Consider the following 11,699-nt stretch of genomic DNA (forward strand, 5'->3'; position numbering starts at 1 on the left):
GGGGGACGGGCTCGCGGGGGACGAGGGTCTCCAGGACCGCCAGGGTCGGCTCCACGACCGCGGCGGCCGCCGACGCCGCGGCCTCCGGGTCGCCCGCGGCGATGGCGTCCAGGACGGCGCGGTGCGCGGCGGGCCCCGCCTCGGGAACCTCGCCGTCGAGCCGGACGTCGCGCACCGACTCGCGCAGTCGGTCGATGAAGAAGCGCATCGCCTCGATCAGGACGGGATTGCCGGACGCCTCCGCCACGCCGAGGTGGAAGGCCGCGTCCGCGGCGCCGAACGCGTCCGCCTCGGTGGCCTCGTCGCGGGCGCGGAGCAGGTCCTCGAGCCGCGCGAGGTCGGCGGCGGTGCGGCGGCGCGCGGCGAGCCGGGCCGCCTGGACGTCGTAGGCGAGCTGCAGCTCGAAGAAGTCCCGGGCGGACGCGCGGGCCACGCGGCGCAGCAGCGGGCGCGGGTCGGCGGTGCTGCGGACGTACGTGCCGTCACCGCGCCGCACCTCCAGCACACCGACGTGCGTCAGGGCGCGGATCGCCTCCCGGACGGCGGGACGGCTCACGCCGAGCCGCCCGGCCAGCTCCGTCTCGGCGGGGATGCGCGCACCGAGCGCCCACAAACCGCCGCTGACCTGCGCCTGGAGCTGTTCGAGCACGGCATCGACGGTCGACCCTCCGGCCACGGGACTCAATCCCACCAAGACCTCCTTTCGTAAGACGTCAGACATCTTACGGCCTGCCGCGCGGAAGATTCCGGACGATTAGGGCCCTGATGTCGGGTAGGGGCCTGAGGGAGGAGGTGTCACCATGCTCGCCGAGGTCACCCGCCTGGGAGACACCTCCCTTTATGTCGTCGCACCGGTCGCGATCTTCTCCGCGCTCGTCATCTGGATCGCGATGACGCTGATGACGTCGCGCAAGCCCCCGAACACGGGCCCGCGGACCGGCGGCACCGGCCTGCCGCACCGCGGGCCCGTCCAGGGCGGCGTCATCGAGGGCAGCCCCGCCCAGCGGAACCGCAACGACCCGGCCCCGTCGGTGACCCGCCGCGAGGTCCTGGCGCACATCGCGGCCGAACGCGAGCGCGAGGCGCAGCAGGCGCGTGCATCCGAGACGCGCGGGCGGCGTGGCGGGAGACGCGGGAAGCGCTCGCGCGGAAACCGGTGACATGTCCGAGAAGTTGAGAAACGCGATGCCCGCCGGAGCCGGCACCCATGCCCCGCACCCCACCCGGCGGGCATCGTCCGAGCCCGCGGTGATCGCCGAGACCCCTCCCGGCGGTCACCGCGGGTCCGACCCGCGAGTGCCGCGCAGGCGCCGTCACATCCCGCGCGACTGGGAGATCGAGCCCGAGGTGGCGAGGGTGAACGTGCGCATCGACTCGGCGAAGTTCGACAGGTCCCACTCGGCGGGGCCCTCGTACCAGTAGAGGTTGTCGGCGCCCTCGGCCCGCTCACCCGCGTGCTTGACCGTCTCCGCCCACATGGGGACGGTGTCGAACACCACCGCGTACGGCAGGAACCGCGAGAACAGCGCGATCTTCTGCCGGGACGCGGTCGCGCCGTCGTCCGGGACGGCGCCGCGCTCCAGGAACGCGCGGAACCCGATCGTGTGCGCGAGGACGGTCGCGCCGCGCGAGGTCTTGGCGGGCATGTACTGGCCGCCGTACGCCAGCGCGGCCCCCGCGATGATCACCGCGAGCCCGGCGAGGGCCCACTCGGTGGTCAGCGCCAGCGCGACCGTCGCGCCGATGCCGAGCACGGTGAGGACGATCCCCGCGACCGTCCACCGCGACCGGACGGTGTCGGGGCGCCGCGCGAACCACCCCTGCTTCACCACGTCGTCGTACATCGCGGACCTGACCTGGGCGAGCTTCGTGGCGAACGTCCCGCCGAGCTCCGACAGCCTGACCGCGTCGCGGCCGGTGCCGTCCGGGGCGGTCATCAGCGCGTCCAGCAGGATCCGCTCGTAGGGCAGCAGGTCCACGGCGGGACGGTCCAGCCGGCGCAGCGTCCAGTCGAGGCGGCCCGTCCGCGCCCGGTCCTCCTCCTCGATCAGCAGGTAGCCGCGGACGGCGAGGTCGACGATCGTCGCGGTCACGTCGATCACGTCGGCCTGCTCGTCGATCAGCGTGCCGATCTGGCCGGGACGCACGCCGTCCGGCGGCTCGAACTCCGTCCCGGAGACCGGCGCGTGGTCGCCCTCGGCCGCCCTCCTGCCCACGACGCGGGCGTCGCGCCCGCGCAGCAGGTAGAGCGCCATGACGCCGCCGCCGAGCAGCACCAGCAGCCCGGCCAGCGCGGCCCCGGTGACGAGGTTGACGGAGAACGCCGTCGCGATCGTGTGGCGCCGCTCGTAGAGGGCCTTCCCGCCGGTCGTGCCCTGGGGGAGGCCCGCGACGACCGTGAGGTACTCGCCAGGCAGCATCCGCTTCTGCGCGTAGACCCCCTGCGTGTGCGTGTGGTTCATGTAGTACTGCGTGCAGCCGATCGTGCTGCCGATCGGCCCGGTGAAGCAGTTGACGCTGCGGATCGCCGCACCGGCGTCGACGGTCACGCGCGCGTCGTCCACCGGGACGCTCCAGCCGCCGATCGCCGGCCAGCGCAGCTCCTCCGCCTGCCCCATCCGCGTGATCGCGCCGCGCACCTCGTACTCCAGGACGATCGTCCGGTCGCCCGCCAGCCCGTCGCCGCCGGTGACCTTGACGGTCGTCGTGGTGTCCTCGCTGGACGAGCCGACCGCGACCGGCCCGCCGTCGGGGCTGCTCGCCCGCAGGTCCGACAGCCTGTGGACGCGGTCCTCGGTGAGGCTCTCGTGGCTGCGCGTGGGGAACGTCCGCTGGAAGCCGCGCTCGTCGGCGAACCGGTAGAGGACCGTCTCCCTCACCTTGATCACGCCGCCCTTGCCGGCGGTGAGGACGGCCTCGTCCTTCAGCACCCGCGGCTGCGCGGCCTGCGCGGCCTGAGGCGCCCGTCCGGCCTCGGACGCGGCCGCGGAAGTGCAGGTCAGCACCGGCAGAAGGGCCACGGCCGACAGCGTCAGAAGGACCGGCCGTATCCGGCGCAACGGTGCAAGGGCAGACATGGCCGCAAATGGTATCGGCAACGCATGCGATGATTCTCTGCTATGGCAGGTCAGTACCCCCCGCCGCCTCCGCCCCCGCGGCGCCCGGCACCGCCGTACGGCCACCCGGGTCAGCGGCCGCCCGGCGGTTACGGCCCGCCCGGTCACGGCCCGCCTGGATACCGCCCTCCCGGGTACGGTCCGCCTGCCCACGGGCCGCAGGGGCGGCCGGCCCAGTACCGGTACGTCCGGATGCGGCCGCCGCCGCGCCGCAGCTCGGGCGGGACGATCGCGGGCATCTTCGGCGCCCTCACGTCGCTGGCCGTCGTCGCGATCCTCGGGGCGACCCTCTTCGTCGAGGCGGGCGGCGGCTCCGGCGCCGGGGGACCCATCTCGTCCGGCGGCGGAACGTCCTCCCGCGAGCAGGCCGTCAACAGCGATCTCTACAAGAGCGGCGCGCTGACGCCCGTGAACTGCCGGGTGCCCCGGATCCAGCCGAGTACCGCGTCCATGCGCCAGTTCATGAACGTGCTGAGCGACTGCCTGGACGAGTCGTGGTCCAAGCAGTTCGGCAAGGCCGGGATCGCGTTCGACGAGCCCGACCGCGTGTTCTGGGACGAGCCGGGCCGCAGCCCGTGCGGCACCTACCCGGCCCCGGGAGCGTCCGCCTTCTACTGCCCGGCCAACAACACCATGTACGTGGGCGTGCGGCACGTCGTGGAGACCTCGGGCGGCGAGCCGCTGTCGAACTACTCGGTGTACGCGCGGGTGATCGCGCACGAGTACGGCCACCACGTCCAGGACCGCGCGGGGATCCTGCTCTACGGGAACCGGCTGATGGACAGCGGCGACACCGGCGCGAGCAACGAGGCGAGCCGCCGCATCGAGCTCCAGGCGCAGTGCTTCGCCGGCGCCTTCCTCGGCACGGAACGCGTCACGCTCCCGATGACGCGGCAGCAGTTCAACGCGATGATCAGGGACGTCCGGGGCCGCGGCGACGAGCGGCTGCCCCCCGACGAGCGCGACCACGGCTCGGGACGCAACTACGCGGGCTGGGTCGTCACCGGCTACGAGGGGCGCCGCCTGGCCGTCTGCAACACCTGGACGGCCCCGGCCTCCAAGGTCGACTGACCCCGGGCCTTCCCGGCGACAAGGAAATCCCGGTCGGTGGCTCGCGCCGTCCGACCGGAACTCCTGGTGTGCGGGCCCCGCGCGGGCGAGGCTCGTGATCACCGGCGCGTGGGCCAGTGGGTGTCGACGAAGGCGAGTGCCTCGGCCAGGCGCTTCTCACGCTCGGTCCGGGTGACGAAGGCGCTTTTGATCTCCATGCAGATGTCGCCGGTGTAGCCGTCGTCGGCGAGCTTCCGCAGGAGTTCCCCGCACGGCTGCTTGCCGCGGCCGGGAACCATGTGGTCGTCCGTGCCCATCTCGCTGTCGGAGAAGTGCACGTGGGCGAGACGTTCGCCGTACGCGTCGGCCAACTCGACGGAATCGAGTTCGGCGGCGGCCGCGTGGGAGACGTCGAGCGTCGCCCACCTGGGGCCGTCGGAACCCCAGCCGGGTCCGACGGGGTTCCAGTCGGGCAGGTACCCCTTCACGGTCTGCCGGGGGAACATGTTCTCCACAGCGATCTTGACGTCGGTCGAGCCCTGCAGGCGGGTGAGGAGGCTCATGAAGCCCTGCGCGTAGCCGGGCTGCCACCTGAACGGCGGGTGTACCACGACCACACCGGCGCCGAGTTCCTCGGCGGCCTCCTTGGAAGCCGCCAGTTGGGCCTGGGGGCTCCACCCCCAGACGCCCGCCGTCGGCGGGCCCAGGCATGGTGCGTGGATCGACCTGACCGGCATCTGGAACCGGTCCTGCAGACGCTGGAGGTACTTGACCCTCCGCGATGTCGGGTCGGGGACCAGCGGCATGATCTCCACACCGTCGTAGCCCGGGTCCCGGGATCTCGAAGGTCGAGATCACGGGCAGCGGCAGGACCGCTGTGTTCGAGAGGGTCACCCGCGCGGAGCGGTCGCCCTCATTCTGCGGAACCGAGGGTTTCTCCAGCGGTTCGCTTCGCTCTCCCCGCTGTCGCCGGGAGGCTGCGGCCGTAGCCATATACGTTCTCCTTCGTTTGTGTCACTACGACGTCCTGGACGTCGTGCGCTTTGATCAGCGCCAAAGGTGGCCGTCCGGCGGTATCCGCCGGCGGCAACGTCGCGGGGCCGCACGCCTGACGCCGTTTCCGGCCGCTCGTGCCTCCGACCGGCCGTGCGGCCGGCTCACGAGGCGACCGCGCTCGCTTTTCCGGATTTCGTGAACATTGGACGAATTCGTCGTTACAGCTGAATCCCGTTCCGGCCAACACTCACTTTCCGCCATCGCGGCGCTTGTCGCGGATTGGTGTTCCGGAACGGTGACCACTGCGGCAAAGCCGCACTCGGAAAAACAAAGGAGATGGTCATATGACCGCAAACAGCAACGACCTCGTCAAGTTCTGCGACCGGCTGTCCGCCGGCGCCGTCGTCGAGCGCGAGGTCGAAGGGAGCACCCTCGTGCTGATCGGGGAGTGCGCGACCGGCGAGGGCTGGGCCGGCCCCGCCGGGCACGTCCGCGACAAGTTCCACTCCAGCTCGGTCGCCGAGGTCGAGACGGTGGTCCGCAACGTGGTCACCGGGGAGACCGGCATGATCGTCACGGAACTGGAGGGGATCTGCCGGTTGACCTGGCGCGGGAACCCCTGCGCACGCGTCTCCGGCCCCGCCGGGGACCGGGGGCACTGGTGGTGGCTCCACCGCGTCGGCACCTTGGGCGACCCCGTCCTCGCGGACGGGACGTTCACGTCCCTGCGCTGGGCCGGCAAGGCCGAGTTGCAGCGTCTCGCCGACCGCGCCCTGGCCTACGTCCGGGGCGAGGTCTCCGAACCGGAATGGGCGGAGGACCCGGGCATGCACCCGCTGTGGGTCCTGTGGTTCCGCCACGCGGGCCACGTCGAGATGTCGGTGGACGGCCTGAGCAGGATCGAACTGTGGGTCGAGTACCGGGGTCTCTCGAACCGCTGACACGTCCTCACCGCGCTAGCGCGGTGAGGATCAGCCGACCGGCCGGCGCCCACGCGCCGGCCGGTTCTTTTTGGTGTTTGCCGAGCTTGTTCGCGGCAAGCGTCCTGACTTGTGGCACCTTCGGCATCCCGGCGCATCCCGTGTGAGCGGACTCACCGGCGAGTGCTAGCTACACTGCTTGCAATTGCAAGCACCATGACGCAGGGTGGAGACATGGCAAGTTCGAAGGTCGGCTCCATCGGGGAGTACATCCGGGAGCAGCGGACGCGGGCGAAGATCTCGCTCCGCCAGCTCGCGGACGTGTCCGGGATATCCAACCCGTACCTGAGCCAGATCGAGCGCGGGCTGCGCAAGCCGAGCGCCGAGATACTGCAGCAGATCGCCAAGGGGCTGCGGATCTCGGCCGAGGTGCTGTACGTGCAGGCCGGGATCCTCGAAGACCGCGAGGCCGAGACGGACGTGCAGGCCGCCGTCCGGGACGACGTGCTCCTCACCGAACGGCAGAAGCAGGTCGTCCTCGACATCTACGCCTCGTTCCTCAAGGAGAACGAGGCGGCCGGCGTGCTCCCGGCAGAGCGCGCCGAGCCCGATCAGCCCGCGGACGACCCGGACGTGCCCGAACGAGCCATGCCGATGACAGCCGTGCCAGAAAAGGCCGGACCAGAACAGAACGGAAAGGAAGAGGTCGGATGACGCTGGCCAGCAACTTCCGAGAGAACAAGGCCGTGTACGCAGTGGCCGGCGCCGGCGACTTCGCGGTGGAGAAGATCCGTGAGGTCCCCGAGCAGGTGACCAGGTACCAGGGCCGTGCCCGCGAGACCGCGACGAAGTACCAGGGCGAGGTCCGCGAGACCGTCGACCGCTACCGCGGCCAGGTCCGCGACACCGTGGACCGCTACCGCGGCGAGGTCACCAGGTACCAGGAGCGCGTCGACGCCAAGGATCTGCCCGGCGCGGCCGTCGCCTACGCGACGCACTTCGGCACCCGTGCGGTCGGCTTCATCGACGAGCTCGCCGAGCGCGGCAAGAAGGTCGTGCACCGCGAGGCCGTCGAGGTCGCCGAGCTGACGGAGGCCGACGCGAAGCCCGCCGCGCGGACCCGCACCGCGCAGCCGAGGAAGCCCGCCAAGGGCACCCTGGAGTCCAAGAGCACGGGGCAGTCCAAGAGCACGGGGCAGACGCGGTCCACCACGAAGAAGAACGGCGCCTGAACGCGGCGTTGATCGACGGGCCCGGCCGGGAACACCCGGCCGGGCCCCTTCGTCCTTCCCAGAGGCGGCTCCGTGGCGCCGGGCGGAACCGGGTCACCGGACTCCGCTGGACGGCGCGCATAGGGTTGGGGTAGTCAGACCCCGTGTGCGCGACGTGGAGTCGCTGTCCGAGACGAGCAGGAGCGCTGATCGCCGATGGAGAGCTTCAATGTGCTGGACTACTTCTTCTGGCTGCTGCTGATCATCGCGTTCGTGATGGAGGCTTGGGCGCTGATCGACTCGCTGACCGTCCCCGAGAGCGCGTTCGCGGCGGCGGGCAAGTGGCGCAAGAAGATGTGGATGATCGTCCTGATCGTCGCCGCGGTCCTCGGCGGCGCCCACGCGATCGCCCCCGCGGCGCTCGGCATCCGCCCCATCGGCCTGCTGATCGGCATCCTTCCGGTCGCCGCGTTCATCGGCGCCGCCATCTACCTGGCCGACGTCCGCCCGGCGGTCGCCCCGTACAAGAAGAAGAACGGCGGCGGCTCCCGATCGGGCCCCTACGGCCCCTGGTGATCCCTCGGAGTGTACACTTTCGGCATGGAAAGTGTTCCTTTGAAGGACGCACGCACCCGGCTCGGCAGGATTCACGCCGCGGCCGTCCATGGGCAGCCCGTAGAGATCACCCGGCACGGTTCCGCTCCGGTCGTCGTGGTCTCCAAGACCATGTACGACGTGATGTTCACCGACCACCTGCGCTGGCAGGCCGAGCAGTTCCGCAAGGCGCTCGACGAGGGCGTCGTCCCTGAGGGAACGCTCGTCATCCACCGCGACGACCTCGACCGGTGGCGCGATGCCACGCCGGAGGAATGGGCGGCGGGCAGGCTCGATGCCTGACCATCTGATGATCACGGCGCCGGTCCGCCGGCAGATGGCGGCGTTACCGGACGGGCTGCGCAAGCTGGTCTTCGACGTCGTCCTCCTGCTTTTGGAGCAGCCTCACCCACCCGGAAGCCAGTCCTACGAGGGTGTTGCCGACATGTACTGGCTGGAGCTGGACGAAGTGACGATCTACTACAACGCCTACGGAACCGGCACGATCACCATCCAGCAAGTGGTCGTCAACGACTGAGCGCATACGGCTCGGGCCGACGGCGGCACGCACGTCGGCTCCACCGAGCAGATCGGCCGCATCACGGTCGCGAAGGTCGAGAACAAGGGCCGCGGCTTCCGCCGCCTCCGCATCAAGGTCGAGGAATAAGCGCGGGGCCGGGCACCGGGCGGCGGGCGCCTCCGCCGGCCGGTGCCCGGTGTTCTAGGGGGACGGGCGGGACAGCGCGTCGACCGAGATGAGGCCGTGTTCCACGATGTCGACGGCGCGGTCCAGGGCGGTGCGCATCGAGAGCGGGTCGTAGCCCTCGCGGCGGCAGTGCGCGACGACCGCCTGCATGCCGCCGATCGCTATCCCGGACGCGGCGACGGCGTCGATCTCCGAGAGGCCGGGGCACAGGTCGCGCAGCAGGACCTCGATCTTCTCCTGGGTGTCGGTCATCCGCTGGAGCGCGCGGGCCTGGAGGCCGGGCCGCCCCAGGATGAGGGCGATCTGGACGGCGCCGTACTCGCCGTGCTCGGAGACGAGCGCCTCCAGGACGTCGATGACGCTGCGCCGGATCGTCTCCATGGGGGTTTCGCCCGGCGTGCGGCGCAGCCGTTCGGACACCTCGGCGAGACGGTCGTCGATCTCGGCGAAGACCACGTCCTCCTTGGACGGGAAGTAGCTGAAGAACGTGCGGGGTGACACGTCGGCCGCGCCGGCGATCTCGGCGATCGTCGTCTCCTCGTAGCCGCGCTCGGCGAACAGGCGCAGCGCGGCGGTCGCGATGGCCTGCCGGGTGCGCCGCTTCTTGCGCTCCCGCAGGCCCGTCCGCCCGGCGTCGTGGTCGCCGGGCGCCTGATCAGCGTCAGCGCCGTCCATGTGACGGACGTTACCATGACTGCAAAGTTGCATCTATTGCAAAACTGCACGCGTTGGGTGTTCTCTGCGGACATGGCGCGGAATTCTGCGGATGGTGCGGGCCCTGCCGGCAGGGCGGACGGGCCGCCCGGCGACCTCGGCAGGATCGCGCGGTTCCTGGGGGCGCTCGGGCGCCTGTGCGTGCGGAGGCGGCGGACGGTCTTCGAGCTGTGGGTCGTCATGATCCTCGGCGCCGGGGTGCTCGGGATCATGCACGGCGGCATGTTCGTCCAGCAGAGCTCGCTGCCCGGCACCGAGACCCAGCGCGCCATCGACACGCTGTCCGAGGACTTCCCGGCGATGGCCGGGCCGACCGCGACCGTCGTCTTCCATGAGAAGGGGGAGGTCAGCCCGGCCGACTGGCGCGTGGCCCTCACGATCGGCCAGTCGATCGACAACATCTCCAAGCTCGACCGCGTCGCGTTCGCCGAGAACCCCTACGTCCAGGGCATGGGCGGGCTGAAGTCCGATGACGCGGTCGTCGTCCGGCTGAACTTCGCCGGGACGATGGGCGACGTGAGCCAGGCCGACCTCGACAGGCTGGACGAGGCCGTCGGTCCTGCGCGGATGGCCGGGCTGGACGTCGAGTTCGGCGGCATCGTCGCGATGATGCTCAACCAGCCGAAGGGCGGGCCGCAGGAGGGCGCCGGGATCGTCCTCGCCATGGGCGTGCTGCTGCTGGCGTTCGGGTCGTACTTCGCGGCGGGCATCCCCATCCTGGTGTCGCTCTGCGCCCTGGCCCTCTCGTACTCCCTGATCCATTTCCTGGCGTCGGTGGCCGAGATCCATCCGATCGCGCCGATGGTCGCGGCGATGCTCGGCATCGGCGCCGGAATCGACTACGCGCTGTTCATCGTCACGCGCTACCGCCAGCAGCTCACCGAGGGCGACGACGCCGAAACGGCGGTCGGACGCGCGATGGCGCATTCCGGGCATGCCGTCGTGTTCGCCGGCGGCACCGTCGTGTTCGCGATCTGCGGGCTGTTCCTGTCCGGAATCGGGTTCGTCGGGCGGATCGGGATCGTCACCGCCCTCGCCGTGGCCGTCATGGTCCTGGCCGCGCTGACCCTGCTGCCCGCGATCCTCGGGGCGATGGGGACGCGCATCGACCGGTACAAGCTGCCCCGCGTCCGTCCCGAGCGGAGTTCGCGCCGCTGGATGCGGTGGGGACGGCATGTGGACCGCCATGCCTGGCCCTACGCGATCGTGGCGACGCTCGTCCTGCTGGCGCTCGCCGTCCCGACGCTCAGCCTGCGGTTCGGGGTGATGGCCGACAGCATGGCCTCACCCGACATGGAGACCCGGCAGGCGTACGACATCGTCGCGGAGGAGTTCGGCGCCGGGCACTACAGCCCGTTCGTGATCGTCGCGAAGGTCCCCGGCGCGGCCGAGCGCGAGAAGCCCGACAAGCAGGACAAGCCCGACAAGCCGGTGCCCACGGTCGACGGGATGCAGGGCCTCGGCGGCCTGACCGGGCCCGCGGCGCCGGAATCGAGCCCGTCGCCGGCCGGGAAGACCGAGCAGCCACGCCCCAAGGGCGCCCCGGACCCGAACGAGAAGCCCGACAAGGACGCGGTCCTCGTCGGGCAGGAGCTGGCACGCGCCGTCTCCGGGGCCCCCGGCGTCGTGTTCGTCGGCGAACCCGTGGTGACCGGGACGACCGCGATCGTGCGGGTCACCCCGCGGGACGCGCCCCACGACGAGACGACCACCGACCTCGTCCACCGGCTGCGCGGCGTGGAGATCCCCCAGGTACGGGACGCGCACCCGGAGGCGGAGATCTACCTCGGCGGGGAGAACCCCGCGATCATCGACCTGGCCGAGACGGTCGGGGACCGCATGCTCACCGTGGTCGTCGCGGTCGTGGGCGTCGCGCTCCTGCTCCTGGTCATCGCCTTCCGGTCGATCGTCGTCCCGATCAAGGCGGCGCTGATGAACCTGCTGTCGATCGGCGCGTCCTTCGGCATCGTCACCGCCGTGTTCCAGTGGGGCTGGGGGGTCGGCCTGCTCGGCGTGGACCAGTCGATCCCGATCATGTCGTTCGTGCCGCTGTTCATGTTCGCCCTGGTCTTCGGCCTGTCCATGGACTACGAGGTGTTCCTCCTGTCGCGCATCAAGGAGGAGTACGACCGGACGGGGGACCCGCACGAGTCCGTCGTGACCGGGATCGGGGCCACCGCCCGGCTCATCACCTCGGCCGCGCTCATCATGATCTTCGTGTTCGCGAGCTTCGTCCCGCAGCCCGATCCCACGGTCAAGATGATGGCGCTCGGCCTCGCGGTCGCCGTCGCCCTGGACGCCACGATCGTCCGCCTCGTCCTCGTCCCGGCGCTGATGAGCCTGCTCGGCCACGCCAACTGGTGGTGGCCCGGCCGCGGCCGCCCCGCCGTCC

General features: G+C 71.1%; 12 protein-coding genes and 1 pseudogene. 9 read left to right on the plus strand and 4 right to left on the minus strand.

Annotated elements, in window-relative coordinates; genetic code table 11:
• Positions 1-691 (minus strand): FCD domain-containing protein (locus E1281_RS30610; protein ID WP_207943577.1); only part of this gene is annotated, 691 nt, incomplete at its 3' end.
• Positions 692-800: 109 nt separating this feature from the next.
• On the opposite strand from E1281_RS30610, the gene E1281_RS30615 reads away from it, so the two are divergent.
• A complete protein-coding gene (locus E1281_RS30615; RefSeq protein ID WP_131883200.1) occupies positions 801-1,160 on the plus strand; it encodes a hypothetical protein in 360 nt (119 codons plus the stop codon).
• A gap of 153 nt (positions 1,161-1,313) precedes the next feature.
• Here the strand turns inward: E1281_RS30615 and E1281_RS30620 are convergent, their stop codons facing one another.
• Positions 1,314-3,077 carry a DUF2207 domain-containing protein gene (locus tag E1281_RS30620; protein ID WP_131883201.1) on the minus strand — a complete coding sequence of 588 codons (1,764 nt, stop codon included), beginning with the start codon at positions 3,075-3,077 and terminating at the stop codon, positions 1,314-1,316.
• A 231-nt stretch (positions 3,078-3,308) separates the two neighbouring features.
• Between E1281_RS30620 and E1281_RS30625 the strand changes: the two genes are divergently transcribed.
• Entirely contained in the window at positions 3,309-4,187 is an 879-nt protein-coding gene (locus tag E1281_RS30625; protein ID WP_131883202.1) for a neutral zinc metallopeptidase, read from the plus strand.
• A 98-nt stretch (positions 4,188-4,285) separates the two neighbouring features.
• On the opposite strand, the pseudogene E1281_RS30630 reads toward E1281_RS30625, so the two are convergent.
• Positions 4,286-4,987 (minus strand): annotated as a pseudogene (locus E1281_RS30630) (sugar phosphate isomerase/epimerase); the annotation flags it as partial.
• A 519-nt stretch (positions 4,988-5,506) separates the two neighbouring features.
• Here E1281_RS30630 and E1281_RS30635 point away from each other — a divergent pair.
• The 6 genes from E1281_RS30635 (at position 5,507) to E1281_RS30660 (ending at position 8,425) form a co-directional block, all read left to right on the plus strand.
• On the plus strand, positions 5,507-6,103 hold the full coding sequence (locus tag E1281_RS30635; protein WP_131883204.1) for a hypothetical protein: 597 nt from the start codon (positions 5,507-5,509) through the stop codon (positions 6,101-6,103).
• 213 nt (positions 6,104-6,316) lie between these two features.
• Positions 6,317-6,796: a helix-turn-helix transcriptional regulator gene (locus tag E1281_RS30640; protein ID WP_131883205.1), complete on the plus strand. Its 480-nt coding sequence runs from the start codon at positions 6,317-6,319 to the stop codon at positions 6,794-6,796.
• Positions 6,793-7,314 (plus strand): hypothetical protein, encoded by a 522-nt coding sequence (locus E1281_RS30645; RefSeq protein WP_131883206.1) that lies wholly within the window; start codon positions 6,793-6,795, stop codon positions 7,312-7,314. Before E1281_RS30640 ends, E1281_RS30645 begins: the two co-directional genes overlap by 4 nt.
• 195 nt (positions 7,315-7,509) lie before the next feature.
• Complete coding sequence (locus tag E1281_RS30650; protein WP_243717600.1) at positions 7,510-7,869, plus strand: DUF2516 family protein; 360 nt, start codon at positions 7,510-7,512, stop codon at positions 7,867-7,869.
• Between the two features lie 24 nt (positions 7,870-7,893).
• Positions 7,894-8,190, plus strand: a complete 297-nt coding sequence (locus E1281_RS30655; protein WP_131883207.1) for a type II toxin-antitoxin system prevent-host-death family antitoxin — start codon at positions 7,894-7,896, stop codon at positions 8,188-8,190.
• Entirely contained in the window at positions 8,183-8,425 is a 243-nt protein-coding gene (locus tag E1281_RS30660) for a hypothetical protein (RefSeq protein WP_131883208.1), read from the plus strand. The genes E1281_RS30655 and E1281_RS30660 overlap by 8 nt, the downstream gene beginning before the upstream one ends.
• A gap of 183 nt (positions 8,426-8,608) precedes the next feature.
• Here the strand turns inward: E1281_RS30660 and E1281_RS30670 are convergent, their stop codons facing one another.
• Entirely contained in the window at positions 8,609-9,268 is a 660-nt protein-coding gene (locus E1281_RS30670; protein ID WP_131883209.1) for a TetR family transcriptional regulator, read from the minus strand.
• 72 nt (positions 9,269-9,340) lie between these two features.
• On the opposite strand from E1281_RS30670, the gene E1281_RS30675 reads away from it, so the two are divergent.
• Positions 9,341-11,699 (plus strand): MMPL family transporter (locus tag E1281_RS30675; RefSeq protein ID WP_165959181.1); only part of this gene is annotated, 2,359 nt, incomplete at its 3' end.

Source organism: Actinomadura sp. KC345 (genome assembly GCF_004348515.1).
Lineage (GTDB): Bacteria > Actinomycetota > Actinomycetes > Streptosporangiales > Streptosporangiaceae > Spirillospora.